Source organism: Streptomyces sp. NPDC037126 (assembly GCF_055605965.1).
Genome location: NZ_JBVJTD010000019.1, coordinates 118,179 through 136,078 on the forward strand (window position 1 = coordinate 118,179; position 17,900 = coordinate 136,078).

Genomic DNA, 17,900 nt, shown 5'->3' on the forward strand with positions numbered 1-17,900 from the left:
TCCATTGCGTCACCTCTGGGGGAACGATGGCTCAGCAGACGGCAACACCGAGCACCACAGCCCGCGGCAGCACCGCGTGGGCCCTCCTCATCACCAGCGTCGCGGGCTTCATGGCGGCCCTCGACAACCTCGTCGTCACCACGGCGCTGCCGTCCATCCGCAAGGATCTCGGCGGGGCGCTGGACGACCTCGAGTGGACCGTGAGCGCGTACACGCTCACCTTCGCCGTCCTGCTGATGTTCGGTGCCGCGCTCGGTGACCGGTTCGGTCGCAGGCGGCTGTTCATCGCCGGCCTCGCCGTCTTCACCGGCGCCTCCGCCGCCGCGGCCATGGCGCCCGGCATCGGCTCCCTGATCGCCGCCCGCGCGGTCCAGGGCGTCGGTGCGGCCGTGATGATGCCGCTCACGCTGACCCTGCTGACCGCGGCCGTGCCCGCCGCCAAGCGCGGGACGGTCTACGGCATCTGGGGCGCCGTCAACGGGCTCGCCGTCGCCTCGGGGCCGCTCATCGGCGGCAGCCTCACCGAGCACGTCTCCTGGCACTGGATCTTCTGGCTGAACGTCCCGCTCGGTCTGATCGTGCTGCCGCTCGCCCGTCTGCGCCTCGCCGAGTCCTACGGCGCCGGCGCCCGGCTCGACATACCCGGCACCCTGCTCGCCAGCGGCGGGCTCTTCGGGATCGTCTACGGACTGGTGCGCGGCCCGGTCGACGGCTGGACCGGCACCCCGGTGCTGACCGGCCTGGTCGCGGGCGCCGCCCTGCTCGCCGCCTTCGTGCGCCACGGCATGCGCAGCGCGACCCCCATGCTGCCGATGCGGCTGTTCCGCTCCCGGGCGTTCGCCGGCATCAACGCCGCGAGCCTGTTGATGTTCCTGGGCATGTTCGGCTCGATCTTCCTGCTCAGCCAGTACATGCAGGGCGTGCTCGGCTACTCGCCCACCGAGGCGGGCCTCAGGATGCTGCCGTGGACCGGCATGCCGATGATCGTCGCGCCGATCGCCGGAACGCTCTCCGACCGCATAGGCGGCCGCCCGGTCGTCGCCGCGGGCCTCTTCCTCCAGGCCGTCGGCCTCGGCTACATGGCCGTCGTCGCCACCGTGGACGCCTCCTACGCCGCCCAGCTGCCCGCCCTCGTCGTCAGCGGCATCGGCATGGCCCTGTACTTCGCCCCGGCTGCCAACCTCGTGATGTCCAGCGTCCGCCCGCAGGAACAGGGCATCGCCTCCGGCGCGAACAACGCCCTGCGCGAGGTCGGCGGCGCGCTCGGCATCGCGGTCATGTCGTCGATCTTCTCCGCGCGCGGAGGCTACGAGTCCGGGCAGGCCTTCGTGGACGGTCTGCGGCCCGCCCTGGTCACCGGCTCGGCGGTGGTCGCCCTCGCCGCGGTCGCGGCCCTGGCGATACCGGCCCGCCGGAAGGCCGTACGGACCGCCGACGCGGCCGGGCAGTCGCCCGAGCCGATCCTCGAGACCACCTCCCGCTGACCCGGAACGCCGACCGGAACCTCCTTGAGGAGCCCGCGATGCCCACGCTTGCCCGGACCGGTCCGAACACCGTGCCCGCCGGTGCCGAGGTGCAGGTCTTCGCCTCCCGCTTCGAGACCCGCACCCTGTGGGGCGCCCTGCGCTTCCTCGCCCGCACGCCGGCCGTGTGGCGGCAGCTCGGGCACGCGCGCGGCGCCTACGGGGCCGCCCTCAAGGCCCAGCCGCTGCGGCGGACCTTCTGGACGCTGTCCACCTGGGAGTCGGCCGAAGCGCTGAAGGAGTTCGCCCACTCCGGCGCCCACCGGCCGACCTCCCACGCACTGTCCTCCCAGATGAGCGACGTCTCCTTCGCCACCTGGCAGACCACCGGCGACGCACTCCCGGTGAGCTGGGAGGAGGCGGTCCGGCGGCTCCCGTAGCCCGCCGACCGGCTCGCCGGCGAGGCCCGCACGCGCGCGTGCCCTCCGAAAGGAGGCCACGCGCGCGAGGTCGTTCCCGGGCTTCATCGCGGGGGTCTCCTGGTTCCCGGGCTTCATCGCGGGGCGTCTCCTATAAGGGTCTTCTTCTGAGGGGCCTTCTTTGAAGAAGCCTTCTTTTCCGGGCACGCGCGTGGATTCCCCGGCCAGGTCGCGGTCCGCCGCGCGAGTGGGCTCCCCGGGCCGGACAGGGCCCCGGGGCGCGGGCGCCGTGCCTGGCTCACCGCGCCCGCGTGCGTGCGGGGCCGTTCGGGCGGTCTCGTAGTCTTGGGGCCGTGCAGGTACTCCACGACGCCCCCCTTGCCCCGCTGACCACCTTCCGGCTGGGCGGTCCCGCGACGCGGCTGGTCTCCGCCGAGACCGACGCCGAGGTGATCGACGCCGTCCGCGCGGCCGACGACAGCGGGACGCCGCTGCTGGTCATCGGCGGCGGATCGAACCTGGTCATCGGCGACAAGGGCTTCGACGGCACCGCACTGCGCATCGCCACCCGCGGTGTCGAACTGCGCGGCACCACGCTGGAGCTGGCGGCCGGCGAGGTCTGGACGGACGCCGTCGCCCGCGCGGTCGAGGCCGGGCTCGCCGGGATCGAGTGCCTGGCCGGCATCCCCGGATCGGCGGGCGCCACGCCCATCCAGAACGTGGGCGCGTACGGCCAGGAGGTCTCCTCCACCATCACCGAGGTGATCGCCTACGACCGGCGTGCCGGTGAGACCGTCACGCTGACGAACGAGGAGTGCGCCTTCTCCTACCGGCACAGCCGCTTCAAGGCCGACCCCGAACGCTATGTCGTGCTCAGCGTCCGCTTCGAGCTGGAGGACGCCGGCGGGCTGTCGGCGCCGGTGAAGTACGCCGAGGCGGCCCGTGCGCTCGGTGTCGGGCCGGGGGACCGGGTGCCGCTGGCCGACGCCCGCGAGACCGTGCTGAAGCTGCGTGCCGGGAAGGGCATGGTCCTCGCCCCCGAGGACCACGACACCTGGTCGGCCGGCTCCTTCTTCACCAACCCGATCCTCACCGAGGAGCAGTTCGCCGCCTTCCACGCGCGCGTGCGTGAGCGGCTGGGGGAGGGCGTCGAACCGCCCGCGTACCCGGCGGGCGACCGGACGAAGACGTCCGCGGCCTGGCTGATCGACAAGGCGGGCTTCACCAAGGGCTACGGCACCGGGCCCGCCCGCATCTCCACCAAGCACACGCTCGCGCTCACCAACCGCGGCGACGCCACCACCGAGGATCTGCTGGCCCTGGCCCGCGAGGTCGTCGCCGGAGTCCGCGAGGCCTTCGGGATCACCCTGGTCAACGAACCGGTGATGGTGGGTGTCGGCCTGTAGGGGCCGCGAACCGGCGCCTAGTACGCCACTCCCACGCCCTGCCCGACCGTTCCCTCGTCCTCGGTCATCGCGAGCATCGCGTGCGCGACGTCCGCGCGCGCGATGAAGCGGCCGCCGGAGGGGAAGCCGCCCACCACGGTGCGGTAGCGGCCCGTGAGCGGCTTGTTCTGCAGCCGCGGCGGCCGGACGGAGGTCCAGTCCGCACCGCTGCCGGCCAGCTCGGCCTCCATCGCGCGCAGGTCGGTGTAGACGTCCTTGAGGACGGCGGACACGAGGCCGCGCAGGGCGCGGTCCAGCGGGCCCTCGCCCTCGGGCGCGGGGCCGACCGGACCGGCGCTGACCACGAGCAGCCGTCGTACACCCTCGGCCTCCATGGCGCGCAGGACCGTACGGGTCAGCCGGGTGGCGATCCCGTCGTCCTTGCGGCCGCGCGGGCCCAGACCGGACAGGACGGCGTCCCGGCCCCGGACGGCGGGGCGCAGCTCCTCCGGTTCGGTGAGGTCCGCGCGTACGACCTCCAGGCGGTCACCGGTGACGGCGAGCCGGGCCGGGTCGCGTACGACGGCCGTGACCTCGTGACCGGCGTCCAGGGCCTGGCGGACGAGCTCGCGGCCGATCCCGCCGGTGGCGCCGAAGACGGTGAGCTTCATGGGGACTCCCGTGTGCGAGGACATGGGTGAGTGTTCGCTCGCCCACATGTCCTCTAGGGTGAGTGAGTACTCACCCACCCGTCAAGCCCGATTGGACATGTCCCATGGAGCCGAGGCCGGCCCGCGTGCGCATCCTCGACGCCGCCCATGAGCTGATGCTCACCGTCGGACTCGCCCGGGCCACCACCAAGGAGATCGCCCGCGCGGCGGGCTGCTCCGAAGCGGCCCTCTACAAGTACTTCGCCGGCAAGGAGGAGCTGTTCGTGTGCGTGCTCGCCGAGCGGCTGCCCCGGCTCACGCCCCTGCTCAGCAGCCTCGCCGCCGAACCGGGACAGGGCACGCTGGAGGAGAACCTCACCCAGATCGCCCGCCGGGCCGCCCTCTTCTACGAGCAGAGCTTCCCGATCGCCGCCTCCTTGTACGCGGAGACCCAGCTCAAACGCCGGCACGACGAGGCCCTGCGCGCCCTGGGCTCCGGGCCGCACATCCCCATCCAGGACCTCGACGCCTATCTGCGCGCCGAACGGGCCGCGGGCCGCGTCCGCGCCGACGCCGACACCTTCGCGGCCGCCTCACTCCTGCTCGGGGCCTGCGCCCAGCGGGCCTTCGCCTACGACGCCACCGAGACCGGGGAGCGGCCGCCCGTGGACGACTTCGCCGCCCGGCTCGTACGCACGCTGCTGAGCGGAATCTCCGTTGCGCAGGGGCCCGGGGACCCGCGAACCTGAGGCGATGAGGCGACGCACATGCGGCTGAGGTTGCGTGAGTTCAGGTTCCGCACCGGGCCGCACGAGCACCGGGTGGTCCAGCCCTGGAGCCCCCTGCGGCACACCTCGCTGCGCGCCCCCGAGCCCATCGGCCTGCTGCTCGGCGACCACGACGGGCTGAACCGGCTCGCGGGCCTGTTCGCCTTCGCCGCCCGCTCCCGGCACACCATCCTCCACCTGCCGCTGCGCGACGGCGTGCCGCCCGACGAGGGCGTCGGCGACCGCGTCGACCTCGTCGCCGCGCACCACACCCTCGGCCTGCGCCCCGGCCAGTGGCCCGAGCTGCGCCGCAGGCTGCGCCACGACACCCCGCTGACCGCCCACACCGACGAGGCCGGCACCGCACGCGACGCCGCCGCCTGGCGTAGACGCTGCGGCCGGGCCGACTTCCGCGAGGAGCTGCGGCACGCCACGCACGCGCGCACCTTCTTCCTCTTCGGCAGCCGGGACGTCTTCGCCGAGACGGCCGACCGCTTCGCCCACGCGGCCGGCCGGGGGCCGTACGCGAAGGGCGTGGAGAAAGGTCACCTGGCGCTCGTGGCGACCCTGCCGGAGCTGGTCCAGCCGCCCGGCGGCGGGCATCCCGTCGAGGTGCTGATCTGCTTCAAGCCCCATCCGCCCTACGGCCACTTCAGGCGGCCGGGCGAACCAGCCACTCGTCGACGCCGGCCAGCAGCCGCGCCCTGACGTCCTCCGGGGCCGCCGAGCCCCGCAGCGACTGGCGGGCCAGCTCCGCGAGCTCGGCGTCCGAGAAGCCGTGGGCGTGGCGGGCGATCTCGTACTGGGCGGCCAGCCGTGAGCCGAACAGCAGCGGGTCGTCGGCGCCGAGCGCCATCGGGACGCCGGCCTCGAAGAACGTCCGCAGCGGTACGTCCTCGGGCTTCTCGTACACGCCGAGGGCCACGTTCGACGCCGGGCACACCTCGCAGGTCACCTGGCGGTCGGCCAGCCGCTTGAGGAGCCGCGCGTCCTCCGCCGCGCGCACCCCGTGCCCGATCCGCGAGGCGTGCAGGTCGTCCAGGCAGTCCCGGACCGAGGCCGGTCCGGTCAGCTCGCCCCCGTGCGGGGCCGACAGCAGACCGCCCTCGCGCGCGATGTGGAAGGCCCGGTCGAAGTCGCGCGCCATGCCGCGCCGCTCGTCGTTGGAGAGCCCGAAGCCGACCACGCCCCGGTCCGCGTAGCGCACCGCGAGGCGGGCCAGGGTGCGGGCGTCCAGCGGGTGCTTCATGCGGTTGGCGGCGACCAGGACGCGCATGCCGAGCCCGGTCTCCCGGGTGGCGGTCTCCACCGCGTCCAGGATGATCTCCAGCGCCGGGATCAGACCGCCCAGGCGGGGCGCGTACGACGTCGGGTCCACCTGGATCTCCAGCCAGCCCGAGCCGTCCTTCAGGTCCTCCTCGGCGGCCTCGCGGACCAGCCGCTGGATGTCCTCCGGCCGGCGCAGGCAGGAGCGCGCCGCGTCGTACAGCCGCTGGAAGCGGAACCAGCCGCGCTCGTCGGTGGCCCGCAGTTTCGGCGGTTCGCCGCTGGTCAGGGCGGCCGTCAGCACGTCGGGCAGGCGCACGCCGTACTTGTCGGCCAGCTCCAGCACGGTGCCCGGCCGCATCGAGCCGGTGAAGTGCAGGTGCAGATGGGCTTTCGGCAGCTCAGAGAGATCACGTACACGCTCCATTCCCAGATCCTGCCGTACGCCCCCGCCGTCCCGGTAGCCGTTTCCCCGTACGTGGTCTTGCTCGCACACAGAAGCGGGCCGCTTCCCGGAGGGGAAACGGCCCGCTACGCGCGCGTGGAGACGCCTGTGAGGCGGGGGGGGAACTAGTCCCGCGCCTCCGCCAGGAGCTTCTGGATGCGGCTGACGCCCTCGACGAGGTCCTCGTCACCGAGCGCGTACGACAGGCGCAGGTAGCCCGGGGTGCCGAAGGCCTCGCCCGGCACGACCGCCACCTCGGCCTCCTCCAGGATCAGCGCGGCCAGCTCGACCGTGTCCTGCGGGCGCTTGCCGCGGATCTCCTTGCCGAGGAGGGCCTTGACCGACGGGTAGGCGTAGAACGCGCCCTCGGGCACCGGGCAGACCACGCCGTCGATCTCGTTGAGCATCCGCACGATGGTCTTGCGGCGGCGGTCGAAGGCCTCGCGCATCTTCGCCACGGCCTCCAGGTCACCGGAGACGGCGGCCAGGGCGGCCACCTGGGCCACGTTGGAGACGTTCGAGGTGGCGTGCGACTGCAGGTTGGTCGCGGCCTTGACGACGTCCTTCGGGCCGATGACCCAGCCCACGCGCCAGCCGGTCATGGCGTACGTCTTCGCCACGCCGTTGACCACGATGCACTTGTCGCGCAGCTCCGGCAGGAGCGCCGCCAGCGACACGGACACCGCGTCGCCGTAGACCAGGTGCTCGTAGATCTCGTCGGTCAGCACCCACAGGCCGTGCTCGACGGCCCAGCGGCCGATCGCCTCGGTCTCGGCCTCGGAGTACACCGCGCCGGTCGGGTTGGACGGGGACACGAAGAGCACGACCTTCGTCTTCTCCGTGCGCGCCGCCTCCAGCTGCTCGACCGAGACCCGGTAGCCGGTGGTCTCGTCGGCCACGACCTCCACCGGCACGCCGCCGGCGAGACGGATCGACTCCGGGTACGTCGTCCAGTACGGCGCCGGGACGATGACCTCGTCGCCCGGGTCGAGGATCGCGGCGAAGGCCTCGTAGATGGCCTGCTTGCCGCCGTTGGTGACCAGGATCTGCGAGACGTCCGGCTCCCAGCCGGAGTCGCGCAGCGTCTTCGCGGCGATCGCGGCCTTCAGCTCGGGCAGGCCGCCGGCCGGGGTGTAGCGGTGGTACTTCGGGTTCTTGCAGGCCTCGATCGCGGCCTCGACGATGTAGTCGGGGGTCGGGAAGTCCGGCTCACCGGCGCCGAAGCCGATCACCGGACGCCCGGCGGCCTTCAGGGCCTTGGCCTTGGCGTCCACGGCGAGGGTGGCGGACTCGGAGATCGCGCCGACTCGGGCGGAGACCCGGCGCTCGGTGGGAGGGGTTGCAGCGCTCATGGGCCCATGGTTTCAGACCGGAAATGACCCGGGCACGCGGGTTTCACAGACTGAACAGCAACGGGTCGAAGCGCGAACACCGGTCCGAATCCGGCCCTCGGCCAGGACGATCTTTGGCCGTACGGCCCCGGACGGGCTCTTTCTGTTCGACGCCGGGCCGTGGACCACGTACACTCTCACCTCGTTGGCCTTCGGCGCCCGCTGTCACACCCGGTGCACACCGAGCACCCGGTTGGATGCGGTACGTTGGGGGACACACAAAGGGTCGTAGCTCAATTGGTAGAGCACCGGTCTCCAAAACCGGCGGTTGGGGGTTCAAGTCCCTCCGGCCCTGCTACACACACCGCCAGGATGTGTGCGCATGTACGTACAGCAATGCACCGCCGTGCGGCTCAGAAACCGGGCGCGGCACGGCCACGACCCGGGACCAGGTGAGGACTATGACGGACGCCGTGGGCTCCATCGACACGCCTGATGCCCAGGACGAGGTGCCCGAGTCCAAGAAGAAGGCCCGCAAGGGCGGTAAGCGCGCCAAGAAGGGCCCGCTGAAGCGCCTCGCCACCTTCTACCGCCAGGTCATCGCGGAGCTCCGCAAGGTCGTCTGGCCGACGCGCAATCAGCTGACGTCGTACACCACCGTGGTGATCTTCTTCGTCGCCATCATGATCGCCCTGGTGACCGTGATTGACTATGGGCTCAACCACGCGGCCAAGTACGTCTTCGGCTGAGCCAAGAGCGAAGGGCGCCGTGGCACCGGCGCCCGTTTTCGCATGTTCCACCCCCATGTATCCAGGAAGAAGCAGCCATCGTGTCTGACCCGAACCTGAACGACGACGCCACCGAGTCTCGCGGGAACGCTGCCGAGATCGTGGACGACGAGCTCGACATCGTCGAGGGCGCGGACGAGCAGGACGAGTTCGAGGCTGCCGAGGCCGAGTCGGGCGAGCCGGCCGAGGAGGCCGCGCTGCACGTCGAGGACGAGGGCGACGACGCCGAGGAGGCCGAGGAGGCCGAGGAGGCCGCCGCCGAGGTCGTCGAGGAGGAGCCGGCCGAGCCGGTCGACCCGATCCAGGCCCTGCGCGAGGAACTGCGGTCCCTGCCCGGCGAGTGGTACGTCATCCACACCTACGCCGGCTACGAGAACCGCGTGAAGACCAACCTCGAACAGCGCGCCGTCTCGCTGAACGTCGAGGACTACATCTTCCAGGCCGAGGTGCCGCAGGAAGAGGTCGTCCAGATCAAGAACGGCGACCGCAAGACGATCAAGCAGAACAAGCTGCCTGGTTACGTCCTCGTCCGGATGGACCTGACCAACGAGTCCTGGGGCGTCGTCCGCAACACCCCGGGCGTCACCGGCTTCGTCGGCAACGCCTACGACCCGTACCCGCTGACCCTGGACGAGATCGTCAAGATGCTCGCCCCGGAGGCGGAGGAGAAGGCCGCCCGCGAGGCCGCCGAGGCCGAGGGCAAGCCCGCCCCGCAGCGCAAGGTCGAGGTCCAGGTGCTGGACTTCGAGGTCGGCGACTCGGTCACCGTCACCGACGGCCCGTTCGCCACGCTGCAGGCGACCATCAACGAGATCAACCCCGACTCGAAGAAGGTCAAGGGCCTGGTCGAGATCTTCGGCCGCGAGACCCCGGTCGAGCTGTCCTTCGACCAGATCCAGAAGAACTAGTTCCTCGCGGACCGGGTTCCCGGGAACCGGTTCCTTCTGGACGTAACGCTTCCGATCAGGTCAGACGGGCTCTCTCAGCCGGTCTGACCTGCTCGGTTTTAAGCCGCGCATCTATACCCGTTATCGTTGTGCGGTATGCCTGCGTCAGGATCGCGATCCTTGTGCGGGCATGGACCCGATTGAAAGGACCCGGAGAGCTATGCCTCCCAAGAAGAAGAAGGTCACGGGGCTCATCAAGCTCCAGATCAACGCCGGTGCGGCTAACCCCGCCCCGCCGGTCGGCCCCGCGCTCGGTCAGCACGGCGTCAACATCATGGAGTTCTGCAAGGCCTACAACGCCGCGACCGAGTCGCAGCGTGGCTGGGTCATCCCGGTGGAGATCACGGTCTACGAGGACCGTTCCTTCACCTTCGTGACCAAGACCCCGCCGGCCGCGAAGATGATCCTCAAGGCCGCTGGTGTCGAGAAGGGCTCCGGCGAGCCGCACAAGACCAAGGTCGCCAAGATCACCGAGGCGCAGGTCCGCGAGATCGCCCAGACCAAGATGCCCGACCTCAACGCCAACGACCTGGACGCCGCGTCGAAGATCATCGCCGGCACCGCCCGCTCCATGGGCATCACGGTCGAGGGCTGAAGCCCACCCCAGCAGTCAACGCGGCCGTGACCGGCCGCACGTGGCAGGGCCTGCTCGGCCCAGGGACCACGACTCCTTTCAGAACACACAGGAGCAAGTTGTGAGCAAGCGCAGCAAGGCTCTCCGCGCTGCGGACGCCAAGGTCGACCGGGAGAAGCTGTACGCCCCGCTCGAGGCCGTCCGTCTCGCCAAGGAGACCTCCACGACCAAGTTCGACGGCACCGTCGAGGTCGCCTTCCGTCTGGGTGTCGACCCGCGCAAGGCCGACCAGATGGTCCGTGGCACCGTTAACCTTCCGCACGGCACCGGTAAGACCGCCCGGGTCCTGGTCTTCGCGACCGGCGACCGTGCCGAGGCCGCGCGTGCCGCGGGCGCCGACATCGTCGGCGCCGACGAGCTGATCGACGAGGTGGCGAAGGGCCGTCTGGACTTCGACGCCGTCGTCGCCACCCCGGACCTCATGGGCAAGGTCGGCCGCCTCGGCCGCGTCCTCGGCCCCCGTGGTCTGATGCCGAACCCGAAGACCGGCACCGTCACCCCCGACACCGCCAAGGCCGTCACCGAGATCAAGGGCGGCAAGATCGAGTTCCGCGTCGACAAGCACTCGAACCTGCACTTCATCATCGGCAAGACGTCGTTCGACGACAGCAAGCTGGTGGAGAACTACGGCGCCGCGCTGGAGGAGATCCTCCGTCTGAAGCCGTCCGCCGCCAAGGGTCGCTACATCAAGAAGGCCGCGGTCAGCACCACCATGGGCCCCGGCATCCCGGTCGACCCGAACCGCACCCGCAACCTCCTCGTCGAGGAGGACCCGGCCGCCGTCTGAGCCTTCCGCTCACCCCGGTAGCCGCGTCAGGTACGCGTCACTGAAAGGGCGGGCCCTGCAACCTTCCAGGTGCGGGGTCCGTCCTTTCTGTGTACGACCTTTCGCTCGACTGTCAGTGGCCTGGGCTACGGTGCGGGCACACGACTTGCATGGGGGTAGACAAGATGAAGAGCACGACGGCGCGGCGCGTGACCCTTTCCGTGGCCGTGGTGGCCGCGCTGACCGGGGTGGCCGCCTGCGGCTCCTCGAACTCCGGCAAGGGCGACAAGGCCGTCGGCCAGAGCGTGATCCACGTCAGTCCCATCGCCGCCCTGCGCACCGCCGAGCAGTCAACCGACAAGGCGGACTCGGCCAAGGTGCGTTCCACCACCTCCATGGGCGATCTGATGTCCATGACGGCGAACGGCGCCCTCACCTGGGGCGACGGCCTCAAGGGCAACCTGACCATCACGTACACCGGCGGCAAGATGGCCGACATGATGCGCCAGGCCGGCACGGCGACGATGGAGGCCCGCTACCTGCCGGACGCCTACTACGCGCACATGAGCGACAGCTACGCCCAGCACACGGGCGGCAAGCACTGGCTCAAGTACTCGTACGACGACCTCGCCAAGCTCGGCGGCGCCTCCGGCTCGTACATGAAGGACCAGCTGCAGAACTCCACGCCGAACCAGTCGGTGAAGATGCTGCTGGCCTCCGGTGACGTGAAGAAGGTCGGCGAGGAGACGGTCGCCGGCGCCCACACCACGCACTACTCGGGCACGGTGAACGTCGCCGACCTCGCGGGCAAGAACAGCAACCTCAGCGCGGACCAGCTGTCGGCCCTGAAGCAGCAGCTCAGCCAGGCGGGCATGACCACCGACACCATCGACATCTGGATCAACGACCAGAACCTGCTGGTGAAGAAGTCCGAGAAGGCCGCCATGGCGAACGGCACCATGAACAGCACCGCCTACTACAGCGACTACGGCGTGAAGGTCTCCGCCGTGGCGCCCCCGGCGGGCGACACCGTCGACTTCGCCAAGATGCTGAAGTCCGGCGGCTCCCCGGTGGGCAGCGCCGCCAGTGGCGGCACCGGCACCTCCTGACGCCGGGGCCGTCCCCCCGCGTGCCCCTGGCCGCGCTCCTCGTCCTCACAAGGGGCTACGACGCACGGCGCGGGCGCGGGCACCGGCGGGGAGCTCAGGCAGCGAACGAAGTCCCCTGAGGGCCCCGACCGGGCGAGGCACGAGCGCGGCCCAGGGGAGCGCGCCGGGCGAGGTGTGGGCGAGGGTGACCCCGAGGGCGCGTTGAGCGAGGCGCGGGCGAGCACGGCCCCGAGGGCGCGTTGAGCGGGGTGTGGGTGAGCCGGCCCGTCCGTGCGGCTCGGCTGCCGGGATGCGACCCGGCGGAGGCGCCCACGGGGACCGGGCCGACGGCACGGGTTCGGCCCGAAGGTCCCCCTCGGTCCCGGTGCGCCTCCGCGGACACCGCGGACGCATGGAGACCGGCGCCGAAGAGCCCAGATACCCGGGTCCGGGCGCGGGCCGGCACCGGGACCCGTAGCCGGCGCGGCGTACCCGCCGTCCCGTAGCCGGCGCCGGCGCGCCCCCGGGCAGACTCCCGGGCCGGCCGCTTACGGCCGATTTGCTCGGCGGCGCCCCGGTCACGTACTCTCCTCTCGAAGCCAAAGACCGCTGGTCGTTGCCGTGCGCTCGAATGAGGGCGCGGTGGCCGAAGGATCCGCTGAAGAGTGGACGACCCGCGCAGGTGACAGTGGAAGTACTCCCGGTGTGCGCGCCCAGCGCGTGTTGGCCGGTCGAGTCCGCCCCGTGCGCCTGCGCCCGGGGCGTTTCGTTTTTCCCAGTCCTCCTTCGGGTCCGCGCGGTCAGAATCACCCGGAAGGAGGCCGAGGCTCTATGGCGAGGCCCGACAAGGCTGCCGCAGTGGCCGAGTTGACGGAGCAGTTCCGCAACTCCAACGCTGCCGTGCTGACCGAGTACCGCGGTCTCACCGTGGCGCAGCTCAAGACGCTGCGCCGGTCGCTCGGTGAGAACGCCCAGTACGCCGTGGTGAAGAACACGCTGACCAAGATTGCGGCCAACGAGGCCGGGATCACGACGCTGGACGACCTGTTCAACGGTCCGACGGCTGTCGCCTTCGTCACCGGTGACCCGGTGGAGTCGGCGAAGGGTCTCCGTGACTTCGCCAAGGACAACCCGAATCTCGTCATCAAGGGCGGTGTTCTCGAGGGCAAGGCCCTCTCCGCCGACGAGATCAAGAAGCTTGCGGACCTCGAGTCCCGCGAGGTTCTGCTCTCCAAGCTGGCGGGTGCCTTCAAGGGCAAGCAGTCCCAGACTGCTCAGCTCTTCCAGGCGCTTCCCTCGAAGCTCGTCCGCACCGTGGACGCCCTTCGCGCCAAGCAGGACGAGCAGGGCGGTGCCGAGTAACTCGGCTCGCTTTCTGACCCTGGCCGTCTAGGCGGCACGGGTCGCAGCGGGCCGACGTACGCCCGCCTCACCCAGTACATCCGGCACCTGCCGAATTAGTGGAAGGATCGCCCATCATGGCGAAGCTCAGCCAGGAAGACCTGCTCGCGCAGTTCGAGGAGATGACCCTCATCGAGCTCTCCGAGTTCGTGAAGGCGTTCGAGGAGAAGTTCGACGTCACCGCCGCCGCCGCGGTTGCCGTCGCGGGTCCGGCCGGTCCGGCCGCCCCGGCCGAGGCCGCCGAGGAGAAGGACGAGTTCGACGTCGTCCTCACCGGCGCCGGCGAGAAGAAGATCCAGGTCATCAAGGTCGTGCGTGAGCTGACCTCCCTGGGTCTGAAGGAGGCCAAGGACCTCGTCGACGGCACCCCGAAGCCGGTCCTCGAGAAGGTCAACAAGGAAGCCGCCGACAAGGCCGCCGAGGCTCTCAAGGGTGCCGGCGCCTCCGTCGAGGTCAAGTAACACCCTCCGGGCCCCCAGGGCCCGGACGCGCGCTGCCTGCGGCCCTGTGGGGCTGTAACGCGAACGCACCGAGGAGCGATCATCCATCCGGGTGGTCGCTCTTCGGCGTATTCGGAGGGCCGACCGCGGTTGCCTTGCACTCGCCGTGGCGGGGGGTATGGTGATCTTCGTCGTGTCTCCGGACGGCCCGGTTCCGGGGGGAGGCCCTTGACGAACCGCACGCAGCGCGCAATTCTCAGGACGCGTCGTCACAAGGATCCGAATCCGAGGCATGGATCGACGACGAAGAGGGCAGTATCAACGTGCGTTGAGGGCAGGATGCCGAGGGCGTTGACAAGAGCGGTGAGCACAGCGAGGGCGTCTCGAGAAACCCGCACTGGACATCAGTGTGCCAAGAGGCTACACTGACCCTTTGCGCTGCCTGTTAGCTGTCCCCTGCCCGTCACCAGGGGTCTGCCCTCACTCGAGCACCGATGACCTAAGCCCCCTCGACCTGGGGTTTCCGTCTCTGTGTGCGGGGGAGGGGCCGGTACGCGCGTAGTGAGTCCGAGCCCTCGGAAGGACCCCCTCTTGGCCGCCTCGCGCAACGCCTCGACCGCGAATACGAACAACGGCGCCAGCACCGCCCCGCTGCGCATTTCCTTTGCAAAGATCAAGGAGCCTCTCGAGGTTCCGAACCTGCTCGCGCTGCAGACCGAGAGCTTCGACTGGCTGCTCGGCAACACCGCTTGGCAGAGTCGGGTCGAGGAGGCTCTGGAGAACGGTCAGGACGTCCCCACCAAGTCCGGCCTCGAGGAGATCTTCGAGGAGATCTCCCCGATCGAGGACTTTTCCGGGTCGATGTCCCTGACGTTCCGGGACCACCGCTTCGAGCCGCCGAAGAACTCCATCGACGAGTGCAAGGAGCGCGACTTCACGTACGCCGCCCCGCTCTTCGTCACCGCCGAGTTCACCAACAACGAGACCGGTGAGATCAAGTCCCAGACGGTCTTCATGGGCGACTTCCCGCTCATGACGAACAAGGGCACCTTCGTCATCAACGGCACCGAGCGTGTCGTTGTGTCTCAGCTGGTCCGTTCCCCCGGTGTCTACTTCGACTCCTCCATCGACAAGACGTCCGACAAGGACATCTTCTCCGCCAAGATCATCCCGTCCCGGGGTGCCTGGCTGGAGATGGAGATCGACAAGCGCGACATGGTCGGTGTCCGCATCGACCGCAAGCGCAAGCAGTCGGTCACCGTGCTGCTGAAGGCTCTCGGCTGGACGACCGAGCAGATCCTCGAGGAGTTCGGCGACTACGAGTCGATGCGCGCCACCCTGGAGAAGGACCACACCCAGGGCCAGGACGACGCGCTGCTGGACATCTACCGCAAGCTGCGTCCGGGCGAGCCCCCCACGCGTGAGGCCGCGCAGACGCTTCTCGAGAACCTCTACTTCAACCCGAAGCGCTACGACCTCGCCAAGGTCGGCCGCTACAAGGTGAACAAGAAGCTGGGTGCGGACGCCCCGCTCGACGCGGGCATCCTGACCGTCGAGGACATCATCTCGACGATCAAGTACCTGGTGCAGCTGCACGCCGGCGAGACCGAGACCACCGGTGACAACGGCGACATGATCGTCGTCGAGACCGATGACATCGACCACTTCGGCAACCGTCGTCTGCGCAGCGTCGGCGAGCTCATCCAGAACCAGGTCCGCACGGGTCTGGCGCGTATGGAGCGTGTCGTCCGCGAGCGCATGACCACCCAGGACGTCGAGGCGATCACGCCGCAGACCCTGATCAACATCCGGCCGGTCGTCGCCTCCATCAAGGAGTTCTTCGGCACCAGCCAGCTGTCGCAGTTCATGGACCAGAACAACCCCCTGTCCGGTCTCACGCACAAGCGCCGTCTGTCGGCGCTCGGCCCCGGTGGTCTGTCCCGTGAGCGGGCCGGCTTCGAGGTCCGAGACGTGCACCCCTCGCACTACGGCCGCATGTGCCCGATCGAGACGCCCGAAGGCCCGAACATCGGTCTGATCGGCTCGCTCGCCTCCTACGGCCGGGTCAACGCGTTCGGTTTCGTCGAGACCCCGTACCGCAAGGTCATCGACGGCCAGGTCACCGACGAGGTCGACTACCTGACCGCCGACGAGGAGGACCGCTTCGTCATCGCGCAGGCCAACGCCACGCTCAACGACGACCTGCGCTTCGCCGAGGCCCGCGTGCTCGTCCGCCGTCGTGGCGGCGAGGTCGACTACGTCGGCCCCGAGGACGTGGACTACATGGACGTCTCGCCGCGCCAGATGGTGTCGGTCGCGACCGCCATGATCCCCTTCCTCGAGCACGACGACGCCAACCGTGCCCTCATGGGCGCGAACATGATGCGCCAGGCCGTGCCGCTGATTAAGTCGGAGTCCCCGCTCGTCGGCACCGGCATGGAGTACCGCTCCGCCGTCGACGCCGGCGACGTCGTCAAGGCCGAGAAGGCGGGTGTGGTCCAGGAGGTCTCCGCGGACTACATCACCACCGCCAACGACGACGGCACGTACATCACGTACCGCCTGGCCAAGTTCGCCCGTTCGAACCAGGGCACCTCGGTCAACCAGAAGGTCATCGTCAACGAGGGCGACCGCGTCATCGAGGGCCAGGTCCTCGCCGACGGCCCGGCCACCCAGAACGGCGAGATGGCCCTCGGCAAGAACCTGCTCGTGGCGTTCATGCCGTGGGAGGGTCACAACTACGAGGACGCGATCATCCTGTCGCAGCGCCTCGTGCAGGACGACGTCCTCTCCTCGATCCACATCGAGGAGCACGAGGTCGACGCCCGTGACACCAAGCTCGGCCCCGAGGAGATCACCCGGGACATCCCGAACGTCTCCGAGGAGGTCCTCGCCGACCTCGACGAGCGCGGCATCATCCGCATCGGCGCCGAGGTCATCGCCGGCGACATCCTGGTCGGCAAGGTCACCCCGAAGGGTGAGACCGAGCTGACCCCGGAGGAGCGCCTGCTGCGCGCGATCTTCGGTGAGAAGGCCCGTGAGGTCCGTGACACCTCGCTGAAGGTGCCGCACGGCGAGACCGGCAAGGTCATCGGTGTGCGCGTCTTCGACCGCGAGGAGGGCGACGAGCTGCCGCCGGGCGTGAACCAGCTGGTTCGCGTCTACGTCGCGCAGAAGCGCAAGATCACTGACGGTGACAAGCTCGCCGGCCGGCACGGCAACAAGGGTGTCATCTCCAAGATCAACCCGATCGAGGACATGCCGTTCCTGGAGGACGGCACCCCGGTCGACATCATCCTGAACCCGCTGGGTGTGCCGTCCCGAATGAACCCGGGACAGGTCCTGGAGATCCACCTCGGCTGGCTCGCCAGCCGCGGCTGGGACGTCTCCGGCCTCGCGGAGGAGTGGGCCCAGCGGCTCCAGGCCATCGGCGCCGACCAGGTCGCCCCCGGCACCAACGTCGCCACCCCGGTGTTCGACGGTGCCCGCGAGGACGAGCTGGCGGGTCTGCTGCAGCACACCATCCCGAACCGCGACGGCGAGCGCATGGTGCTCCCGACCGGTAAGGCGCGGCTGTTCGACGGCCGCAGCGGTGAGCCGTTCCCGGACCCGATCTCGGTCGGCTACATGTACATCCTGAAGCTGCACCACCTGGTCGACGACAAGCTGCACGCCCGTTCGACCGGCCCGTACTCGATGATCACCCAGCAGCCGCTGGGTGGTAAGGCGCAGTTCGGTGGCCAGCGCTTCGGCGAGATGGAGGTGTGGGCCCTCGAGGCCTACGGCGCCGCGTACGCCCTCCAGGAACTGCTGACCATCAAGTCCGACGACGTCACCGGCCGCGTGAAGGTCTACGAGGCCATCGTCAAGGGCGAGAACATCCCCGAGCCCGGCATCCCCGAGTCCTTCAAGGTGCTCATCAAGGAGATGCAGTCGCTCTGCCTGAACGTGGAGGTGCTGTCCAGCGACGGTATGTCCATCGAGATGCGCGACACCGACGAGGACGTCTTCCGCGCTGCGGAGGAGCTCGGTATCGACCTGTCCCGGCGCGAGCCGAGCAGCGTCGAAGAGGTCTGACGGGAGTCCGGCGGGGCCCTCACCCACAGGGCC

16 protein-coding genes and 1 tRNA gene are annotated in these 17,900 nt (G+C 69.9%); 14 read left to right on the plus strand and 3 right to left on the minus strand.

Annotated features, from left to right (window positions below; all coding sequences use genetic code 11):
- Nucleotides 1–26 precede the first annotated feature (26 nt).
- From ACZ7FF_RS33430 to ACZ7FF_RS33440, 3 genes are all read left to right on the plus strand, one after another.
- Nucleotides 27–1,484, plus strand: a complete 1,458-nt coding sequence (locus ACZ7FF_RS33430) for an MFS transporter (RefSeq protein ID WP_470817045.1) — start codon at nt 27–29, stop codon at nt 1,482–1,484.
- 38 nt (nt 1,485–1,522) lie between these two features.
- Nucleotides 1,523–1,903: a DUF3291 domain-containing protein gene (locus tag ACZ7FF_RS33435; RefSeq protein WP_470817047.1), complete on the plus strand. Its 381-nt coding sequence runs from the start codon at nt 1,523–1,525 to the stop codon at nt 1,901–1,903.
- A gap of 332 nt (nt 1,904–2,235) precedes the next feature.
- Complete coding sequence (locus tag ACZ7FF_RS33440) at nt 2,236–3,288, plus strand: UDP-N-acetylmuramate dehydrogenase (RefSeq protein ID WP_470817049.1); 1,053 nt, start codon at nt 2,236–2,238, stop codon at nt 3,286–3,288.
- Nucleotides 3,289–3,305: 17 nt separating this feature from the next.
- Here ACZ7FF_RS33440 and ACZ7FF_RS33445 read toward each other — a convergent pair whose 3' ends face one another.
- Nucleotides 3,306–3,938, minus strand: a complete 633-nt coding sequence (locus ACZ7FF_RS33445; protein WP_470817051.1) for an NAD(P)-dependent oxidoreductase — start codon at nt 3,936–3,938, stop codon at nt 3,306–3,308.
- Nucleotides 3,939–4,042: 104 nt separating this feature from the next.
- On the opposite strand from ACZ7FF_RS33445, the gene ACZ7FF_RS33450 reads away from it, so the two are divergent.
- A complete protein-coding gene (locus ACZ7FF_RS33450; protein ID WP_470817052.1) occupies nt 4,043–4,666 on the plus strand; it encodes a TetR/AcrR family transcriptional regulator in 624 nt (207 codons plus the stop codon).
- 18 nt (nt 4,667–4,684) lie between these two features.
- Nucleotides 4,685–5,392, plus strand: coding sequence for a hypothetical protein (locus ACZ7FF_RS33455; RefSeq protein ID WP_470817055.1), 708 nt, complete (start codon nt 4,685–4,687; stop codon nt 5,390–5,392).
- On the opposite strand, the gene ACZ7FF_RS33460 is transcribed toward ACZ7FF_RS33455, so the two are convergent.
- Together ACZ7FF_RS33460 and ACZ7FF_RS33465 are read right to left on the minus strand one after the other, a co-directional pair.
- On the minus strand, nt 5,337–6,377 hold the full coding sequence (locus ACZ7FF_RS33460) for an adenosine deaminase (RefSeq protein WP_470817057.1): 1,041 nt from the start codon (nt 6,375–6,377) through the stop codon (nt 5,337–5,339). The genes ACZ7FF_RS33455 and ACZ7FF_RS33460 overlap by 56 nt on opposite strands.
- A 143-nt stretch (nt 6,378–6,520) precedes the next feature.
- Complete coding sequence (locus ACZ7FF_RS33465; RefSeq protein ID WP_470817059.1) at nt 6,521–7,747, minus strand: pyridoxal phosphate-dependent aminotransferase; 1,227 nt, start codon at nt 7,745–7,747, stop codon at nt 6,521–6,523.
- 261 nt (nt 7,748–8,008) lie between these two features.
- Between ACZ7FF_RS33465 and ACZ7FF_RS33470 the strand changes: the two genes are divergently transcribed.
- The 9 genes from ACZ7FF_RS33470 (at nt 8,009) to rpoB (ending at nt 17,867) form a co-directional block, all read left to right on the plus strand.
- Nucleotides 8,009–8,081, plus strand: a tRNA-Trp gene (locus ACZ7FF_RS33470).
- A gap of 106 nt (nt 8,082–8,187) precedes the next feature.
- On the plus strand, nt 8,188–8,475 hold the full coding sequence (gene secE, locus ACZ7FF_RS33475) for a preprotein translocase subunit SecE (protein WP_470817061.1): 288 nt from the start codon (nt 8,188–8,190) through the stop codon (nt 8,473–8,475).
- A gap of 80 nt (nt 8,476–8,555) precedes the next feature.
- A complete protein-coding gene (gene nusG / locus ACZ7FF_RS33480) occupies nt 8,556–9,422 on the plus strand; it encodes a transcription termination/antitermination protein NusG (protein ID WP_470817062.1) in 867 nt (288 codons plus the stop codon).
- A 199-nt stretch (nt 9,423–9,621) separates the two neighbouring features.
- On the plus strand, nt 9,622–10,056 hold the full coding sequence (gene rplK, locus ACZ7FF_RS33485) for a 50S ribosomal protein L11 (protein ID WP_031167035.1): 435 nt from the start codon (nt 9,622–9,624) through the stop codon (nt 10,054–10,056).
- Nucleotides 10,057–10,156: 100 nt separating this feature from the next.
- Entirely contained in the window at nt 10,157–10,882 is a 726-nt protein-coding gene (rplA, locus tag ACZ7FF_RS33490; protein WP_470817064.1) for a 50S ribosomal protein L1, read from the plus strand.
- 164 nt (nt 10,883–11,046) lie between these two features.
- Nucleotides 11,047–11,970 carry an SCO4651 family lipoprotein gene (locus ACZ7FF_RS33495; RefSeq protein WP_470817066.1) on the plus strand — a complete coding sequence of 308 codons (924 nt, stop codon included), beginning with the start codon at nt 11,047–11,049 and terminating at the stop codon, nt 11,968–11,970.
- A gap of 810 nt (nt 11,971–12,780) precedes the next feature.
- The gene (rplJ, locus tag ACZ7FF_RS33500) at nt 12,781–13,311 is read left to right on the plus strand and encodes a 50S ribosomal protein L10 (RefSeq protein ID WP_470817068.1); all 531 of its coding nucleotides are present in this window, start codon (nt 12,781–12,783) and stop codon (nt 13,309–13,311) included.
- A gap of 116 nt (nt 13,312–13,427) precedes the next feature.
- Nucleotides 13,428–13,811 carry a 50S ribosomal protein L7/L12 gene (rplL, locus tag ACZ7FF_RS33505; RefSeq protein ID WP_470817069.1) on the plus strand — a complete coding sequence of 128 codons (384 nt, stop codon included), beginning with the start codon at nt 13,428–13,430 and terminating at the stop codon, nt 13,809–13,811.
- A gap of 570 nt (nt 13,812–14,381) precedes the next feature.
- The gene (gene rpoB, locus ACZ7FF_RS33510) at nt 14,382–17,867 is read left to right on the plus strand and encodes a DNA-directed RNA polymerase subunit beta (protein WP_470817071.1); all 3,486 of its coding nucleotides are present in this window, start codon (nt 14,382–14,384) and stop codon (nt 17,865–17,867) included.
- The last annotated feature ends 33 nt before the right edge of the window (nt 17,868–17,900 follow it).

Coding starts and splice junctions, on each gene's coding strand:
- ACZ7FF_RS33430 (WP_470817045.1), top strand. CDS start 27: ATGGCTCAGCAGACGGCAACACCGAGCACCACAGCCCGCGGCAGCACC.
- ACZ7FF_RS33435 (WP_470817047.1), top strand. CDS start 1,523: ATGCCCACGCTTGCCCGGACCGGTCCGAACACCGTGCCCGCCGGTGCC.
- ACZ7FF_RS33445 (WP_470817051.1), bottom strand. CDS start 3,938: ATGAAGCTCACCGTCTTCGGCGCCACCGGCGGGATCGGCCGCGAGCTC.
- ACZ7FF_RS33450 (WP_470817052.1), top strand. CDS start 4,043: ATGGAGCCGAGGCCGGCCCGCGTGCGCATCCTCGACGCCGCCCATGAG.
- ACZ7FF_RS33455 (WP_470817055.1), top strand. CDS start 4,685: ATGCGGCTGAGGTTGCGTGAGTTCAGGTTCCGCACCGGGCCGCACGAG.
- ACZ7FF_RS33460 (WP_470817057.1), bottom strand. CDS start 6,377: ATGGAGCGTGTACGTGATCTCTCTGAGCTGCCGAAAGCCCATCTGCAC.
- ACZ7FF_RS33465 (WP_470817059.1), bottom strand. CDS start 7,747: ATGAGCGCTGCAACCCCTCCCACCGAGCGCCGGGTCTCCGCCCGAGTC.
- secE (WP_470817061.1), top strand. CDS start 8,188: ATGACGGACGCCGTGGGCTCCATCGACACGCCTGATGCCCAGGACGAG.
- rplK (WP_031167035.1), top strand. CDS start 9,622: ATGCCTCCCAAGAAGAAGAAGGTCACGGGGCTCATCAAGCTCCAGATC.
- ACZ7FF_RS33495 (WP_470817066.1), top strand. CDS start 11,047: ATGAAGAGCACGACGGCGCGGCGCGTGACCCTTTCCGTGGCCGTGGTG.
- rplJ (WP_470817068.1), top strand. CDS start 12,781: ATGGCGAGGCCCGACAAGGCTGCCGCAGTGGCCGAGTTGACGGAGCAG.
- rplL (WP_470817069.1), top strand. CDS start 13,428: ATGGCGAAGCTCAGCCAGGAAGACCTGCTCGCGCAGTTCGAGGAGATG.